The sequence below is a fragment of the Hyphomicrobium sp. genome, from assembly GCF_036780825.1.
GTDB lineage: Bacteria > Pseudomonadota > Alphaproteobacteria > Rhizobiales > Hyphomicrobiaceae > Hyphomicrobium_C.
In genome coordinates, this window is sequence record NZ_DAIQCD010000011.1 from 1 (window position 1) to 15,374 (window position 15,374).

General features: G+C 65.0%; 17 protein-coding genes. 7 read left to right on the forward strand and 10 right to left on the reverse strand.

Annotated elements, in window-relative coordinates:
- The coding region (locus V7P99_RS06820; protein WP_333794047.1) for a response regulator transcription factor at nucleotides 1–390 on the reverse strand (390 nt) is incomplete at its 3' end.
- Between the two features lie 336 nt (nucleotides 391–726).
- Here V7P99_RS06820 and V7P99_RS06825 point away from each other — a divergent pair.
- On the forward strand, nucleotides 727–1,170 hold the full coding sequence (locus tag V7P99_RS06825) for a L,D-transpeptidase family protein (RefSeq protein WP_442909881.1): 444 nt from the start codon (nucleotides 727–729) through the stop codon (nucleotides 1,168–1,170).
- A gap of 151 nt (nucleotides 1,171–1,321) precedes the next feature.
- On the opposite strand, the gene V7P99_RS06830 is transcribed toward V7P99_RS06825, so the two are convergent.
- The 3 genes from V7P99_RS06830 to tesB all read right to left on the reverse strand — a co-directional run bounded on the left by V7P99_RS06830 (nucleotide 1,322) and on the right by tesB (nucleotide 4,164).
- Entirely contained in the window at nucleotides 1,322–2,659 is a 1,338-nt protein-coding gene (locus tag V7P99_RS06830; RefSeq protein ID WP_333794048.1) for an ammonium transporter, read from the reverse strand.
- A 26-nt stretch (nucleotides 2,660–2,685) separates the two neighbouring features.
- Nucleotides 2,686–3,024: a P-II family nitrogen regulator gene (locus V7P99_RS06835; RefSeq protein WP_333794049.1), complete on the reverse strand. Its 339-nt coding sequence runs from the start codon at nucleotides 3,022–3,024 to the stop codon at nucleotides 2,686–2,688.
- 237 nt (nucleotides 3,025–3,261) lie between these two features.
- Nucleotides 3,262–4,164, reverse strand: coding sequence for an acyl-CoA thioesterase II (gene tesB, locus V7P99_RS06840; RefSeq protein ID WP_333794050.1), 903 nt, complete (start codon nucleotides 4,162–4,164; stop codon nucleotides 3,262–3,264).
- 301 nt (nucleotides 4,165–4,465) lie between these two features.
- Here tesB and V7P99_RS06845 point away from each other — a divergent pair, with 301 nt between their 5' ends.
- On the forward strand, nucleotides 4,466–5,731 hold the full coding sequence (locus V7P99_RS06845) for an FAD-dependent monooxygenase (protein WP_333794051.1): 1,266 nt from the start codon (nucleotides 4,466–4,468) through the stop codon (nucleotides 5,729–5,731).
- Between the two features lie 30 nt (nucleotides 5,732–5,761).
- Here the strand turns inward: V7P99_RS06845 and rimM are convergent, their stop codons facing one another.
- The 4 genes from rimM to dapD form a co-directional block, all read right to left on the reverse strand.
- Complete coding sequence (gene rimM / locus V7P99_RS06850; protein WP_333794052.1) at nucleotides 5,762–6,331, reverse strand: ribosome maturation factor RimM; 570 nt, start codon at nucleotides 6,329–6,331, stop codon at nucleotides 5,762–5,764.
- Nucleotides 6,332–6,361: 30 nt separating this feature from the next.
- Nucleotides 6,362–6,730, reverse strand: coding sequence for a hypothetical protein (locus V7P99_RS06855; RefSeq protein ID WP_333794053.1), 369 nt, complete (start codon nucleotides 6,728–6,730; stop codon nucleotides 6,362–6,364).
- A gap of 220 nt (nucleotides 6,731–6,950) precedes the next feature.
- A complete protein-coding gene (gene dapE / locus V7P99_RS06860; protein WP_333794054.1) occupies nucleotides 6,951–8,129 on the reverse strand; it encodes a succinyl-diaminopimelate desuccinylase in 1,179 nt (392 codons plus the stop codon).
- Nucleotides 8,130–8,163: 34 nt separating this feature from the next.
- Nucleotides 8,164–9,000, reverse strand: coding sequence for a 2,3,4,5-tetrahydropyridine-2,6-dicarboxylate N-succinyltransferase (dapD, locus tag V7P99_RS06865; RefSeq protein ID WP_333794055.1), 837 nt, complete (start codon nucleotides 8,998–9,000; stop codon nucleotides 8,164–8,166).
- 228 nt (nucleotides 9,001–9,228) lie between these two features.
- Here dapD and V7P99_RS06870 point away from each other — a divergent pair, with 228 nt between their 5' ends.
- Nucleotides 9,229–9,711, forward strand: a complete 483-nt coding sequence (locus V7P99_RS06870; protein ID WP_333794056.1) for a hypothetical protein — start codon at nucleotides 9,229–9,231, stop codon at nucleotides 9,709–9,711.
- Nucleotides 9,712–9,720: 9 nt separating this feature from the next.
- On the opposite strand, the gene V7P99_RS06875 is transcribed toward V7P99_RS06870, so the two are convergent.
- Complete coding sequence (locus V7P99_RS06875) at nucleotides 9,721–10,380, reverse strand: TlpA family protein disulfide reductase (protein ID WP_333794057.1); 660 nt, start codon at nucleotides 10,378–10,380, stop codon at nucleotides 9,721–9,723.
- Nucleotides 10,381–10,566: 186 nt separating this feature from the next.
- Here V7P99_RS06875 and argH point away from each other — a divergent pair, with 186 nt between their 5' ends.
- The 3 genes from argH to lysA all read left to right on the forward strand — a co-directional run bounded on the left by argH (nucleotide 10,567) and on the right by lysA (nucleotide 13,709).
- Nucleotides 10,567–11,952 (forward strand): argininosuccinate lyase, encoded by a 1,386-nt coding sequence (gene argH, locus V7P99_RS06880; RefSeq protein WP_333794131.1) that lies wholly within the window; start codon nucleotides 10,567–10,569, stop codon nucleotides 11,950–11,952.
- Between the two features lie 76 nt (nucleotides 11,953–12,028).
- On the forward strand, nucleotides 12,029–12,229 hold the full coding sequence (gene lptM, locus V7P99_RS06885; RefSeq protein ID WP_333794058.1) for an LPS translocon maturation chaperone LptM: 201 nt from the start codon (nucleotides 12,029–12,031) through the stop codon (nucleotides 12,227–12,229).
- Nucleotides 12,230–12,434: 205 nt separating this feature from the next.
- Nucleotides 12,435–13,709 (forward strand): diaminopimelate decarboxylase, encoded by a 1,275-nt coding sequence (lysA, locus tag V7P99_RS06890; RefSeq protein ID WP_333794059.1) that lies wholly within the window; start codon nucleotides 12,435–12,437, stop codon nucleotides 13,707–13,709.
- Nucleotides 13,710–13,761: 52 nt separating this feature from the next.
- Here lysA and secB read toward each other — a convergent pair whose 3' ends face one another.
- Entirely contained in the window at nucleotides 13,762–14,271 is a 510-nt protein-coding gene (secB, locus tag V7P99_RS06895) for a protein-export chaperone SecB (protein ID WP_333794060.1), read from the reverse strand.
- 321 nt (nucleotides 14,272–14,592) lie between these two features.
- Here secB and V7P99_RS06900 point away from each other — a divergent pair, with 321 nt between their 5' ends.
- Nucleotides 14,593–15,339 (forward strand): Tim44/TimA family putative adaptor protein, encoded by a 747-nt coding sequence (locus V7P99_RS06900; RefSeq protein ID WP_333794061.1) that lies wholly within the window; start codon nucleotides 14,593–14,595, stop codon nucleotides 15,337–15,339.
- Nucleotides 15,340–15,374 lie beyond the last annotated feature (35 nt).

A 15,374-nucleotide genomic window follows, 5' to 3' on the forward strand; every position in this document is an offset into this window, starting at 1 on the left:
CGCGTCCTCGCTCTGCTCGTGCTGGCGGAGCTGGGCGCGGATGCGCGCCAGCAGCACGGCAAACTTGAACGGTTTCGTCACATAGTCGTTCGCGCCGGCGTCGAGCCCGAGGATCTGGTCCGCATCGCTATCGTTGGCCGTCAGCATGATGATGGGGCTCTTGAAGCCGCCCTTGCGCAGGAGGCGCACCGCCTCGCGCCCGTCCATGTCGGGCAGTCCGACGTCGAACACGATGAGATCGTGATGCCCGCTCTTGGCCGCTTCGATGCCCTTGCCGGCGGTGCCGGCGACCGACACGTCGAACTCCTCGTGCAGGGCCAGTTGATCCTGCAGAGACCCACGGAGATCCTCGTCGTCGTCGACGAGAAGGATCTTGCGCGCAGTGCTCATTCTAGACGGCTCCCAATCTTAAGTCGCACCAGAGCCCGATCGTTCGGGATATGAGCTTGCCGGAGTGGCCAGTAGAAAAGCTCGCATCAAGACCGTGGCTCAGGCGCCTGGACAAAGACCTGGAGCGCGTTTACGCGGCCGGATTGGAACCCGGCAAGGAAAAGCGCTCCAGATGCATCCTCTTAGCATCTGCGTCCGGCCTGAGGTAGGGTGCCGTCCGCCGCCTGAGGGAAACCCCGTCGCCGAGGGAACTTTGCCATCATCGCCCGTAGAATAGTGGTCAGAAGCCTCAACGCCCGCAGCACCACAGGCCGGCTCACCTGCGGACATCTCGTCGTGCCATGTGCCCTTGGCCGTAGCGGGATCGGCGCCTTGAAACGCGAGGGCGACGGCAAGACACCGCGCGGCCGGTTTCGCCTCGAAAATGCGCTGTTCCGGACGGATCGGCTGATACGGCCGAAGACCGGCCTGCCGGTTAACGCCTCGGCTCCGGATGATGGCTGGTGCGATGCAGCAAGCGATCGCAATTACAACCGCCGCATCCGCCATCCCTATCCCTCGAGCGCCGAGCGCCTATGGCGGGACGACGGCCTTTACGACGCCCTCGTGGTCATCGATTACAACCGTCGCCCCCGCCGCCGCGGAGCCGGAAGCGCCATCTTCCTGCATGTTGCCGAAAAGGGCCTGAAGCCCACGGAAGGCTGCGTCGCGCTGCGGCGCAGCGATCTTCTCAAGGTGATGGCCCGCCTCGGACGGCGCACCCGCCTCGTGATTGTCTGACGCCGCGCCTAGAGTGCTTCCGGAAAAGTAGGAACCGGTTCTCCGAAAAGAAGCACGACGAAATAAGTACTTAGAGCCGTTCCCCGTTTCCACTTAAACCGGAACGGCTCTAAGAGCCTTGCGCCGCGCGGCGCCAGCGCGGCTCACCCGCCTACTGCACGACCTCGCCATGCAGGCTGATGTCGAGGCCTTCGACCTCCTCGGCCGCCGTCACGCGCAGGCCCATCACCATTTTGATGAGCATGAGGATGACGAACGTCGCCACCGCGCACCAGACCACCGTGGCCAGCACGCCGTAGATCTGGATCCACACCTGCCCCACGTTGCCCTCGATCGCGCCCGCCGTGCCGCCGACCGCAGCCCGGGCGAACACGCCGGTCAACACCGCGCCGACGATACCGCCGACGCCATGCACCCCGAACACGTCGAGGCTGTCGTCGTAGCCGAACGTCCGCTTCACCGCCGTCGCAAAAACATAGCAGATGACGCCGGCCGCGACGCCGATGACGAGCGCGCCCACCGGATCGACGAAGCCGGCTGCCGGGGTGATGGCGACAAGGCCGGCGATGGCGCCGGAGGTGGCGCCGAGCACGGTGGGCTTGCGGTGCACGATCCATTCGGCCGCGAGCCAGCCGAGCACGGCCGCGGCGGTCGCGACCTGCGTTACGAGCGCGGCCATGGCGGCCGAGCCATTCGCCGCCGCTGCCGATCCCGCATTGAAGCCGAACCAGCCGACCCACAGCAGCGAGGCGCCGATCAGCGTCAGCACGAGGTTATGCGGCGCCAGGTTCTCGGTACCGTATCCCTTGCGCTTGCCCAGCACGAGCGCCGCCACGAGCCCCGCGATACCGGCATTGATATGCACCACCGTGCCGCCGGCAAAATCGAGCACGCCATCCTTGCTGAGGAAGCCGCCGCCCCACACCCAGTGGCAAACCGGCGCGTAGACCACGAGGCTCCACAGCGCCAGGAACACGAGCAGGCTCGAAAACTTCATGCGATCGACGACGGAGCCCACGATCAGCGCCGGCGTGATGGCGAAAAAGGTCATCTGGAACATGACGAAGAGCGATTCCGGAATGGTCCCGGAAAGCGACTCCTTGGTGACGCCGGCGAGCAGAGCCTTTTCGACGCCCCCGATGTAGGACTGAAGGGGCCCGCCGTCGGAGAACGCGAGGCTGTAGCCGATCAGCATCCAGAGGACGGACTGCACCGCCACGGCGGTGAACACCATGGCCGTCGTATTGAGCACGTTCTTCTTCCGCACCATGCCCCCGTAGAACAGGGCGAGGCCGGGAATGCTCATCAAAAGCACGATCACGCTCGAGACGAGCATCCATGCGGTGTCCCCGGAATCGAGCACCACCGTGGCCGCTGCGGGTGCGGCTTCGGCGGCGACCTCCTGGGCGAGCGCCGGCAGCGTGGTGAGCAGGATCGCGGCGATGGCGGCGAGACCGGCTGTGGAGCGCATAAGCAGGCTGGGCTTCATTTCGTGAACTCCCCTTGGTTTCAGGATCAAAGCGCCGCGTCGTCGGCCTCACCCGTGCGGATGCGCAGGGTGTGCTCGATCGGAGAGACGAAAATCTTGCCGTCGCCGATCTGGCCGGTTTTCGCCGCGGTCGCGATGGCGTCCACGGCCCGTTCGGCGAGCGCGCTCGCAACGGCCACCTCGATCTTGATTTTCGGCAGGAAGCTCACGGCGTACTCGGCGCCGCGGTAGATCTCCGTATGGCCCTTTTGCCGGCCGTAACCTTTCACCTCGGTCACGGTCATGCCCTCGAGCCCCATATCGATCAGGCTGGATCGGACTTCGTCCAGCTTGAAAGGCTTGATGATGGCAGTGATCAGTTTCATGGAGCGCACCCCTTGAGCTTGGTCTCGATGTCCTTTCGGAAGCGCGAGACCGTCCGCCGACCACCGCCGGGTAGCGCCCGACAACGGTCAACGAACGAGAGTCAAAAGGTGTGCCAAGCGACGGCTTGCCACCTACTTCATTGAGATAAAAACGAATTCCTACCTATGCACTTGGAAAGCAGGCAGCGGAGCCCGGCAGAAGCGCATAGATTTCGGGCAATGCATGCAAGTTGCTGATTATTTAATCACGTAAGCCGTCTGTCGTTTGCGGATCAGTCCTTCCTGCACCGTCGAGGCCACGAGCCGCCCATCACGGGTGAAGAAACTGCCGCGGCAGAGACCTCGGGCGCCCGAGGCGCTCGGGCTATCCTGGGCGTAGAGCAGCCATTCGTCGGCCCGGAACGGCCGGTGCAGCCATAACGCGTGATCAAGGCTCGCGAGCTGGATATCGCGGTCGAACAACAGCTTTCCATGCGCGATCAGCGCCGTGTCGAGCAGCGTGAAATCGGAGGCGTAGGCCAGCACGCACTGGTGTTGGCGGAGGTCGTCCGAAAGCCGTCCGTTCGCCTTGAGCCAGATATGCTGCACGGGCGGATGCTGCGGCTCGCGGCTGAGATAGCGAGACACGTCCACGGGCCGGAGCTCGATGGGGTTCTCCCGCTGCCAATAGCTGCGCATGTCGGGAGGGAGCGCCTCGATCAGCTCCGCAACCCGCTCCGCCGCCGAAGGCAGCGCTTCGGGCGGCGGCACCTCGGGCATCTCTGTTGCGTGCTCATACCCGTCCTCGTCCTTCTGGAACGAGGCGCTCATGGCAAAGATCGCGCGGCCGTGTTGGATGGCCTTCACTCGCCGCGTGGTGAAGCTGCCGCCATCCCGGAGGCGCTCGACCTCGTAGATGATGGGATGAGCCGGATCGCCTGGCAGCAGAAAGTAGGCGTGGAGCGAATGGGCTGTGCGCGGCTCCTCCACGGTGCGCCCCGCCGCCGTCAGCGCCTGTCCAAGCACCTGCCCACCGTAAACGCGCTGCCACCCGTTCTGCGGACTGATGCCACGGAACAGATTGACCTCAAGCTGCTCGAGATCCAGCACCTCCAGCAGTCCCGCGAGCGCACGGCACGGTTGCTCTCGTCCATTGGACATGCGACGGTCTCCGGAAAAGCAGCCTCTGATCAAGGGGATGAGAGATGGGGCGCTCCGGCTGGCCGGTCAAGGCGACCGGATGCCGTCAAGCTGGCCAGAAAATTTTAGAGCGTTTCACACTACAAAGACGCGACCATCACGTGTGAACGCGCTCGAGAGACACATGGCCTAGAGCCGTTCCGCTTTAGGTGGAATCGGGGAACGGCTCTAAGTTTTTGTTCCTTCGTGCTTCTTAACGGAAAACCGGTTCCCACTTTTCCGGAAGCACTCTAGACACCTGAAACCGACACTGCGGACTGCCATGACCGACATGCGAGCAACCCAGCGCTTCGACATCGTCATCTCGGGAGCGAGCTTCGCCGGCCTCGCGCTTGCTCGTGCCCTGGCGCGGGGCTCTAACGGCGCCGTCCGCATCGCCATCGTCGATCGCGCCATCCGCAAGGAAACGGCAACGCCGGACGCCCGCGCCTTTGCGCTCTCCGCCGGCGCGCGCCGCATGCTGGACGCACTCGGCATCTGGTCCGAGATCGCCGGCGAAGCCCAGGCCGTGAGCGAGATCGAAATTACGGACTCGAGCCTCGAGGCAGGCATCCGCCCGGTCCTGCTCCGCTACGATAACCGCATCGGCGAGGCGAAGAGCCAGGGCAAGCTCGCGGAGCCCGCAAGCCATATCGTCCCGGCCTCGGCCTTCGAAGCAGCCCTTTACCGCGCCGCGACCGCGGATCCAAGCCTGACCCTGATCGCCCCTGCCGAGATCGCGCGCTTTACCGATATCGGCAGCGCCATGGCCATCACGCTCGCCGATGGGACCAGCGTCACCGCGTCGCTTCTCGTCGGCGCCGAAGGCCGCCGCTCCGCATCGCGCGACGCGGCGCGCATCAAGACGGTTGGCTGGCGTTACGGCCAGACCGCGATCGTGACCACCATCGCTCACGAGCGCCCGCACGGCGGCCGCGCCATCCAGCATTTTCTACCCGGTGGCCCGTTCGCCATCCTGCCGCTTCCAAACAACCGCGCTTGCCTTACATGGACCGAGGACGCGGAAGAGGCCAAACGCATCCTCGCCCTCGATGACGCGGGCTTTCTCGCTGAGGTGGAAACGCGCATCGCCGGCCGCCTGGGCGCGGTCGAGGTCGTCGGCCCGCGCCAGTCCTGGCCCCTCGAGATGCACCTTGCGCGCGCCTACGTCGCGCCGCGCTTTGCGCTCATCGGCGACGCCGCCCACGGCGTGCACCCGATTGCCGGCCAGGGCGTGAACCTCGCCTTCCGCGACGTCGCCGCGCTCGCGGAGGTGATCGTTGACGCCCTCCGCCTTGGCCTAGATCCCGGCAGCATGCAGAGCCTCGAACGCTACGAGCGGTGGCGCCGGTTCGACAGCTTCGCGTCTGCCGCCGTCTTCGATGGCTTGAACCGATTGTTCTCGAACGACGTCCTGCTCATTCGCGCCGCGCGTGAGTTCGGACTCGGCCTCGTCGACCGCCTGCCGAGCTTGAAGCAGCATCTGGTTGCGGAAGCCGCCGGCCTCACCGGCGAGCCGCCACGCCTGTTCCGATCCGAGCCGCTCTGACCCGACGAGGCGCCTGCAACGGAGGCGCGCTCAAGCCTCATCCGTCCCGGCCGCGGCCCGGTCACCCGCGTCCACCTCCTCTGGCGGCACCAGAACGATTATACCCTGGTCGAAATCGATGCGGCGCACGACCGCTTCCATCATCGGATAGAGCACCGTCCGCGTGGCGCCTGCGGGTCTAACTTCGAGGATATCGCCGGCCCCGAAATTGAGCACGCCGACTACGCGGCCGAGCGGCTTCGTCTCCTCCGTCACAGCGGCAAGCCCGACCAGATCCGTGTGGTAGTACTCGCCCTCCTCAGGATCCGGCAACTTATCCCTCTCGACGTAGAGCGCCGCGCCCTTGAGCGCCTCCGCCTGTGTGCGGTCTCCAACGCCGGCGACGCGGCAAATCAGCCCCTTCCCCGTCGCCCCCTCCACCTCGAGCTCGAAACGGGCACCGCCCCCTTCGTCCTCGAGCGCCCCGTAGCCGGCGATCGCTTCGGGATCTTCCGTATAGCTGCGCACGAGCACGGCGCCCTTCACGCCATGCGCGCCCACGATATGGCCGAGCAGCACCCGCCGCTTGCGTCTCTGTTCGTCCGCACCAACGTCAGTCATCGTAAAGCGCCATCATCCAGCCGTTGCTGTTCATGCCAGAGAACCGAGATACCGAAGCTCGACCATGATCATCTCTCCCCCGATCTCGACCGTCGTGGTCGAAACCGGCGGCGATGGCGAAAAGCGTGCCGAGAGGTCGAGGAGCGCGCCCTCCGGTCCCGCTTCGTGCCCGGTGAGCAACGCACCATAGGGAGGAACGGCGAGGCGCACCTCTACGATGGCCTCGCGCCTCGCGGCATCATAACTGAAGCAGCCCTTGAAGACACCTCCGTGCCGGTCCGAGCCAAGAATACGCCCCTCCCGGAGCACGGCGAGGCCATCGCTGCGCAGGCTTCCGCTCCCTCCGCCAGCCGCCTCGCCATGTGCAAACACGAGCCCATACACGCCATCGTCCAGCATCACGCAACCTATGGTATTCACAGCTCGAAGCCATCAGACTTGCGCTGGGCGAGCGTTCCGTTTTCTCGCCCGTACCGTTCTTTTTTACCCGCACGCTACCATCGATTGCACAGTCTCACCCGCCCCAGGCGGCCTGCATCCTTAAATTGTATGAAACGTTACGAATTGCGTTGGCCGCGCGTGGGACTAGCGGCGAGCCTAGCCATGCGGCTCCGCGCCTTCATCGCCGCGCCGCCTCGAAGTAGGCGGCCAAAAAGCGCTGATAGATGGCGGTCAAGCGTGTGAGGTCCTGCACCGCCACATGCTCGTCGACGGCATGGATGGTCGCATTGACGAGACCGAATTCCACCACCTCGCAGAGGTCTTTTATGAACCGCGCGTCCGAGGTGCCGCCGCCCGTGGTGAGCACAGGTGTGCGTCCCGTCTCGGCGGCAACTGCGGCGCTCAGCGTTTCGACGAGGACGCCGGGCTTGGTCAGGAACACCTCGCCGGTGCCGGAAAATGCAAGATCGTAGCTGGCGCCGCAGGCAACCGCCGCCGCATCACAGTGACCACGCACCCAGGCCTCGATCGTCGGGCGCCGCCAGGCGTCGTTGTAGCGAACGTTGAGCGTCGCGCGTGCTTCACCCGGAATGACGTTCGCCGCGTGATTTGGCACCGAAAGCACCGTCACCTGCAAGTTCGACGGCTCGAAATGCTCGGTCCCCCGATCGATCTCGGCCGATATGAGCCGGTCGAGAATGCGCACCAGCTTGGGGATCGGATTATCGGCCTTTCGCGGATACGCGGCGTGCCCCTGCTGGCCATGCACGACGATGTCCGCCGTCAGCGAGCCCCGCCGCCCGATCTTGATTTCATCACCGAGCGCAGTCGGGTTCGAGGGCTCGCCTACGAGGCAGCCATCCAGCGCTTCGCCACGGGCGTGCAGCCAGTCGAGCAGCTTCGCAGTGCCGTTAATGGACGGCCCTTCCTCATCACCGGTGATCAGGAGCGAGATCGAGCCCGCAGCCATACCATCGCCCCGCGCGAGGTAGCGGAGGGCCGCCGCCACGAAGCAGGCGATCGCCCCTTTCATGTCCGCCGCCCCGCGGCCATAGAGGCGGCCATCGCGGATGTCTCCGCCAAACGGCGGCACCGACCAGGCGCTGATATCGCCCGCCGGAACCACATCCGTGTGTCCGGCGAATGCAAGGTAAGGAGCGCTGTCACCGATCCGCGCGTAAAGGTTTTCGACATCCGGCGTGCCCGGCTCGCTGAACGTCACGCGGTGGCACGCAAAGCCTGCGCCGGCGAGCACGCCTTCGAGAAGCGTCAGCGCCCCGCCCTCCGCCGGCGTCACGCTCTCGCAGCGGATCAAAGCCTGCGCGAGCGCGATCGGATCTTGCGGGTCGAGGGCCATGTATCCGCCTTTCGGCGTATCGCTGGAATGGGCTTCAGTCTCGCAGAAGCTCGTTGATGGATGTCTTGGAGCGCGTCTTCTCGTCGACACGCTTCACGATGACGGCGCAATAAAGGTTCGGTCCCGGCTCTCCGTTGGGCAGCGATCTGCCGGCCATTGAGCCCGACACGACCACCGAATAGGGCGGCACGCGGCCGAAGTGCTTCTCGCCTGTTGTCCGGTCGACGATGGTCGTGGAAGCGCCGAGATAGACGCCCATGGAGAGCACCGAGCCCTCGCCCACGATCACGCCCTCGGCCACCTCCGCCCGGGCGCCGATGAAGCAGTTGTCCTCGATGATGACGGGTGCCGCCTGCAAGGGCTCGAGCACGCCGCCGATGCCGGCGCCGCCGGAGATGTGGCAGTTCTTGCCGATCTGAGCGCAGGATCCGACGGTCGCCCACGTGTCGACCATGGTTCCGGCATCGACGTAGGCGCCGATGTTAATGAATGACGGCAGCAGCACTGCTCCCGGCGCGATATAGGCAGAGCGGCGCACGTAGGCGCCCGGCAACACACGGAAGCCCGCGGCCTTGAAACTCTCGTCGGACCAGCCAGCGAATTTGGGCGCCACCTTGTCCCAATAGAACGAACCGGCCGGGCCACCGGAGATCCGTTCCATGTCGTTGAGGCGGAATGAGAGCAGGAGCGCTTTCTTGAGCCACTGGTTGACGATCCAGTCGCCGTCCACCTTCTCGGCGACGCGCAGCTTGCCCTTATCGAGGCGATCGAGCGCGGCCTCGACAGCATCGCGCACTTCGCCCTTGGTGGCCGAGCTGACGCCGTCGCGGCGCTCCCAGGCCTGCTCGATCGTCGTCTGGAGGTCGCTCATGCGATCACCCGGTCCTTCGCATCCGGCAGGCGTTCATGAAGGTCTTGCGAAAAGCTGTCAATGCATCACCGCGACACGTGCGCCCCCGGCGCCTGCACCGACATTTTGACGCCCGCAGCAAACCTCACGTTAACAGGATCCGGTTAATCTTAAGCTGCGCGCCCGTTCGCGATCCCATTGCGGCGTTCATGCACGATCAGTCGACAGTAATGCGTAACGGAGGTCTCCGTGGGCAGGATCCAGGAGCACGGCCCCGGCGGCGCCGTCACGGCCGGACCGTGGGGCACAAGAGACAGCTTCGTGGCGGAGACCGCCATTTCGCTCGACAGGCTCGCGGCAAAGATCGAACGCCTCGAACGGCGGGAGGAAGCGCTGCGGGCAGAAGTGGCCGAGCTTGCTGAACACGCCGCGCACGCCAACCGTCTCCACGCGCTTGCCGAGAGCCTCAGAAACTCGCGCGACTTCAAGCTCGACGAAATGAGCCGGACAATGAAAAGCGTCCGCTCGCGGCTTGACGCCATCGAAGGGCCGCGCGCGGAATTCAACGGCCTTGCCTGCAAAAGCTTCATTACCGTCGACCGCAGGCTGGCGGAGCTTGCGGCCATCGGCGCGCGGGAAGCCCGTCTCGCCTGGCGCGCCCACGCGGGCATCGCGCTCGCAGGTGTCCTCGCAATCCTGCTTCTGGCGACGGCCGGCGGCTTCACCGCTTGAACCGTCGTTTCAGTTCGAGGCCGCGGATGTTTTGAGCGCGTCCTCGATCAGCGCTTTCGCATCCGCTGAATCCCATTCCGCCGGCCCCGGCAGGCGGCCGATCTCCCGACCTTCCGGATCGATCAGGATCGTCGTCGGCAAGCCGACCGTCTTGAGCGCCGAGCCCGACCGCGTGCTCGGGTCGGCATAGAGCTTGAGCGACTTGACGCCGATCTCGTCGAGAAATTTCCGCGCTGCCTCGAGGCCGGTGCGATCCACCGCCAGAGCGACGACCTCGAAAGCATCCGACCCAAGCTCGGTCTGTAGCCGGTCGAGCGACGGCATTTCCTCCCGGCAGGGGGCGCACCAGGTGGCCCAAAGGTTGAGAAGAATGGTCTTGCCGCGGAAGCTCGACAGCGTTGTGTCTGCGCCCGCCGCATCGACGAACCCCACGTTAGCCAGCGGCTCCGGCGTGCTTTTGTAGACGAAGGCCGGCATGCCCGGGGCGCGCCGGCGCGTGGCGGATGAGCTGGCTCCAGAGTCGCTGGCTGTTGGTGCGGCAGGAAGGCCGGTGTTGTCAGGCCGGCCAAGCGTGACGTATACCGCCGCAAAGCCGGCAACGGCCGCGATCGCGGCCAGGGCAACGACGGCCGCGAAGCTTCGTCTGGGTACGGGGGGCGTAGTGTTCATTACCTGTTTTCGATCCTTCGAGGGAATGTCGTTGGCCTTTGTCGCGCTTGCGCCCTAGTCCTTGCATCCCCTAGTTCTTGCATCTTTGAGCCTCCTCATCGGAAGGCCGGCCGGTTCTTCCTCATCCGAACGCACACCAGGGTCTTGCGGAGGGCCCCTTCCGTGACAGAAAAAAAAGCCAATAAAATGTGGGGCGGCCGCTTTGCCGCCTCGCCGGCTGAGATCATGGAGGAGATTAATGCCTCCATCTCATTCGACAAGGTGCTGGCGCCGCAAGACATCCGCGGCTCGAAGGCGCACGCAGCGATGCTCTGCGAAACCGGCATCATCACCAAAAGCGACGCGCGCGAGATCCTGCACGGGCTCGATCAGGTGGCGGCCGAGATCGCCGACGGAAGCTTCAAATTCTCCCGCGCACTCGAAGACGTACATATGAACGTCGAGAGCCGCCTCAAGGACATCATCGGCGCGCCGGCTGGGCGGCTGCACACTGCGCGCTCGCGCAACGATCAGGTGGCGACGGACTTCCGGCTCTTCGTTCGCGACGCGGCCGATGCCCTGATCGATGCCATCGGCGCGCTTCAGGGCGTCCTCGTCGCCAAGGCGGAAGCGCATGCCGCCACGGTCATGCCCGGCTTCACGCATCTCCAGCCGGCCCAGCCGGTGACGTTCGGACATCATCTCCTCGCTTACGTGGAGATGCTGGGCCGCGACAAGGGCCGTTTCGCCGATGCCCGCAAGCGTCTCAACGAATGCCCGCTGGGCTCGGCGGCGCTCGCCGGCACGTCTTTCCCCATCGATCGGGCCAAGACGGCGGAAGAGCTGGGCTTCGACCGGCCTATGGCCAACTCGCTCGACGGCGTGTCAGACCGGGATTTCGCTCTCGAGGTGCTGGCCGCGGCCTCCATCACGGCCGTGCATCTGTCCCGCTTCGCCGAAGAGATCGTCATCTGGATGACGCCCCAGTTCGGGTTCATCCGTCTCTCCGACCGGTTCACGACCGGCTCGTCGATCATGCCGCAGAAGCGCAATCCGGACGCGGCCGAACTGGTCCGAGCCAAGGCGGGGCGCATCGCGGCGGCGTTCCACGGGCTGCTCATGGTCATGAAAGGGCTGCCGCTCGCCTACTCTAAGGACATGCAGGAGGATAAGGAGGCGACCTTCGACGCGCTGGCGTCCCTCCGCCTCGCGCTCCTCGCCATGACGGGTATGGTGAAAGATCTCGAGCCCGCCGAAGAGGCCATGCGCGCCGCGGCGGGCCGCGGCTACTCGACGGCCACGGATCTCGCCGACTGGCTCGTCCGCGAGCTCAAAATGCCCTTCCGCGACGCCCACCATGTGACGGGAAGCATCGTGAAGGAGGCCGAGGAGCGGGGGCTTGAGCTTGAGAGCATGCCGCTTGAGGTCATGCAGGCCGTGGAGCCGCGGATCACGAACGGCGTCTTTTCCGTGCTGTCGGTCGAAAATTCCGTCAAATCCCGCCGCAGCTATGGGGGAACTGCGCCACAGAACGTCGCGAAAATGGCCCGAGCCTGGGCGCGACGCTTGGAAAAGGAGGCGGCGGGGCGCTAAAATCGGCCTGTTTTTCCGCCTAAGCGTTGAATGCTGGCGCCGCGCCGGCCGAGGGCTAGATCGAAGGCTTGATTGAATGATGTCTTTTGCTCGCGCTGCTCTGGTTGCCTCCGCGCTCGCGTTAACGCTTGCGGGATGCGGCGTGCGTGGCGGGCTCGAGGCTCCGCCCGAGGCGAAGGCACAACCGACGGCCACGGCCCAGTCCGGCGAAGGCAAGCCCGAAGGCGCCGCGCCGAAGCCTCACAAGGGCTTCATCCTGGATGGTCTGCTCCGCTAGCGCCTGATCGTTTGAGGTGGGTGCGGACGCGCCCCCACCGAGAACGTGAATCAGTCTCTTAAACAAAGACGTAGAGAGCGCCCGCACCATAAAAAATGGGTCCATCAAGCGTGAACGCGCTCCAGGGCGTTCCAGTTTAAGCAATTATGGAACGCGTTTAAGGGTATAGGTGCGTTCGCCACTCTGTTTCGGACGACCATCGCTCATGCACCACTTTGCCTACAAGAACGGCGCGCTCCACGCCGAGGACGTCAGCCTGCCACAGCTCGCGGCCGAGATCGGGACGCCGTTCTACTGCTACTCCACGGCGACGCTCGAGCGTCATTACCGCGTGCTCGCCGAGGCCTTCGAGGGCCAGGACGCCGTCATCTGCTTTGCTGTCAAAGCCAACTCAAACCAGTCCGTCCTGGCGACGATGGCACGCCTCGGCGCCGGCATGGACGTCGTCTCCGAAGGCGAGCTTCGGCGGGCACGGGCCGCGGGTGTTGCAGCCGGCAAGATCATTTTCGCAGGCGTCGGGAAGTCGCGCGAAGAGATGGCCTATGCCCTTCGCGAGGGCATCTTCGGCTTCAATGTGGAGAGCGAGCCCGAGCTTACACTTCTCTCGGAGGTGGCCTCAGGGCTTGGCGCGACCGCGCGTGTGGCCCTGCGCGTCAACCCGGACGTCGACGCCAAGACACACGCCAAGATCTCGACCGGCAAGAGCGAGAACAAGTTCGGCATCCCCTATCTGGACGCCGTGCGGCTCTACGATGTGGCCCGTGGCCTGCCGGGCCTCGAGGTCTCCGGCATCCATATGCACATCGGCAGCCAGATCACGGACCTGGCGCCGTTCCGCGATGCGTTCCGGCTGATGCGCGATCTTGCCTTAGCGCTACGTCGTGAAGGGCACCGCATTCTCCACCTCGACATCGGCGGCGGACTGGGCATCCCCTACCGTAGTGACGAGGACGCGCCGCCGCATCCTGAAGCTTACGCCGCGCTCGTGAGAGAGGTCCTCGGCGATCTCGACGTGCGGATCTATCTCGAGCCGGGTCGGATGATCGTCGGCAACGCGGGCATCCTCGTGACGCGCGTGCTCTATGCCAAAGCCGGGGCCGGCAAGCGGTTCACCATCGTCGATGCGGCGATGAACGATCTTCTCCGCCCGACCCTCTACGAGGCTCACCATGAGATCTGGCCCGTGATGGAGGAGCGCGCCTCCGGCACCACAGGGCTGCAGGACATCGTCGGGCCCGTCTGCGAGACCGGCGACTATCTCGCCGTCGAACGCACGCTTCCCATCTTCGAGCCGGGCGATCTCCTGGCCGTGATGTCGGCCGGCGCTTACGGCGCGGTGATGTCGTCGACCTATAACACCCGGCTGCTCGTGCCCGAGATTCTCGTGCGTGGCGGCGAGCACGCGCTGGTGCGGCCGCGGCCCTCCTACGAGGCTCTCATCGGCCTCGACCGACCCGCACCCTGGCTCGCCGGGGGCTGACACTCGGCGAGCGTGGCAATCCGGTCGTCCTCGTATCGAAAGGAGCGGCCTCTCAGTTGGGCTTGCCCGTAGCCGTCGCGGCGGCAAGCTCATTCTTCCGCCGCACGAAGAGCTGCCCAAAGTCGATCGGATCGAGCAGCAGCGGCGGGAAGCCGCCCTCGCGCGTGAGATCGGCGACGAGCCGGCGCAGGAACGGGAAGATCAGCGTCGGGCAGTTGATGAGCAGGAACGGCTCGAGCGCCTGCTCGGGCATGTTCTTGAGCTGGAACAGGCCCGCATAGACGAGTTCGAGATCGTAGATGGTCCCCTCGGCGTTCGAGGCCACCGCCTTGAAATCGATGGCGCTCTCATAGAGATCCGGCTTCAGCCGCTTGGCCGCGACATTAATCTCGAGCTTGACGTTCGGCGCATCTCCCGGCTGCTCGAGCAGCTTTTCAACGTTCGGATTTTCGAACGACAGATCGCGGATGAACTGGCCGACGATCCGGGCTTCCGTCGGGGTCTGCTCCGTCTGGTTTCCGGGCTCGGCACCCTGGGCGGCAGTCTTGTTTTCGTCTGTCATCTCTGGGCTTTCGCTATGTTTAAGGGAGCGCGAACAAGGCAGAGCCCGGGCCAGCGCGGGCTTGGAAATTCGTGTGCTGGCTAACATGGCGCGCGGGGCCCTGCAATCCGCCAATGCCCCAAAAGCACGTGGCAAACCTTCCCGAGCAAGATTATTGGCTTCTCCCTCGTTGTGGCCTAAGTTGAAGCCCATGCTCTTACTCTCTGGGCGCGGCCTTACCGCCGCAGGGCGCGATACGCCTGGACGGATCTCACGAGCGATCTTACATCAGGGCAAGCTCCCCTTTCCCCTTTGGGGCCTTTTGCCGGAAAGCTGCCGATAATGAATGGCGAAATCAATCTTCTGACGCTTCTGTCTCTCATCGTCGCGGTGGTTGCGATCGTGAAGCTCAGGAGCGTCCTGGGCCGCCGCACAAGCGAGGATGACGCGCGCGTGGAAAAACGCCGGCGCGAAGCCCAGCTCCAGAAAACAGCGCCCGTCGCTCAATCGGGCAAGGTGGTAACCCTGCCGCGGCGCGAGCGCGAGCCGGAGGCCGTGGAATCCGCCGTTTCGGTGGCAGAGGTGGAGGAGCGCATCAAGTCCTTCGCCGGCACCGACACCGCGCTCGCCAACGGCTTGACCGCCATTCTGAGGCTCGATGCCAAGTTCGATCCCGAGCATTTTCTAAAGGGCGCGCGCCAAGCCTACGAGATGATCGTCACCGCCTTTGCGGAGGGCAACCGCCGCCTCCTGCGCGATCTCCTCAGCGCCGACGTTCTCGACAGTTTCAACCGCGCCATCACCGATCGCGAGCAGCGCGGCCACGTGGTGGACCAGAGCTTCGTCGGCATCAACAAGGCAGACATGATCGAAGCGGAGGTGAGCACAAAAGGCATCGCCAGCATCACCATACGCTTCGTCAGCCAGTTGATCAGCGCCACGCGCGACAAGGCAGGCAACGTCATTGACGGCGACGAGCAGCGCGTGCGGGACGTGACCGACATCTGGACCTTCTCGCGAGACATCTCCTCCAAGGAGGCGCTCCGCAACGTCAACTGGAAGCTCGTCGGCACCCAGGCGCCGAACTGATCCGCTCCCGCCAGCGAATGTTGCTCGACCATGCC

Coding starts and splice junctions, on each gene's coding strand:
- V7P99_RS06830 (WP_333794048.1), bottom strand. CDS start 2,659: ATGAAGCCCAGCCTGCTTATGCGCTCCACAGCCGGTCTCGCCGCCATC.
- V7P99_RS06835 (WP_333794049.1), bottom strand. CDS start 3,024: ATGAAACTGATCACTGCCATCATCAAGCCTTTCAAGCTGGACGAAGTC.
- lysA (WP_333794059.1), top strand. CDS start 12,435: ATGCACCACTTTGCCTACAAGAACGGCGCGCTCCACGCCGAGGACGTC.
- argH (WP_333794131.1), top strand. CDS start 10,567: ATGTGGGGCGGCCGCTTTGCCGCCTCGCCGGCTGAGATCATGGAGGAG.
- secB (WP_333794060.1), bottom strand. CDS start 14,271: ATGACAGACGAAAACAAGACTGCCGCCCAGGGTGCCGAGCCCGGAAAC.
- V7P99_RS06855 (WP_333794053.1), bottom strand. CDS start 6,730: ATGCTGGACGATGGCGTGTATGGGCTCGTGTTTGCACATGGCGAGGCG.
- V7P99_RS06845 (WP_333794051.1), top strand. CDS start 4,466: ATGACCGACATGCGAGCAACCCAGCGCTTCGACATCGTCATCTCGGGA.
- rimM (WP_333794052.1), bottom strand. CDS start 6,331: ATGACTGACGTTGGTGCGGACGAACAGAGACGCAAGCGGCGGGTGCTG.
- dapD (WP_333794055.1), bottom strand. CDS start 9,000: ATGAGCGACCTCCAGACGACGATCGAGCAGGCCTGGGAGCGCCGCGAC.
- V7P99_RS06875 (WP_333794057.1), bottom strand. CDS start 10,380: ATGAACACTACGCCCCCCGTACCCAGACGAAGCTTCGCGGCCGTCGTT.
- dapE (WP_333794054.1), bottom strand. CDS start 8,129: ATGGCCCTCGACCCGCAAGATCCGATCGCGCTCGCGCAGGCTTTGATC.
- lptM (WP_333794058.1), top strand. CDS start 12,029: ATGATGTCTTTTGCTCGCGCTGCTCTGGTTGCCTCCGCGCTCGCGTTA.
- V7P99_RS06900 (WP_333794061.1), top strand. CDS start 14,593: ATGAATGGCGAAATCAATCTTCTGACGCTTCTGTCTCTCATCGTCGCG.
- tesB (WP_333794050.1), bottom strand. CDS start 4,164: ATGTCCAATGGACGAGAGCAACCGTGCCGTGCGCTCGCGGGACTGCTG.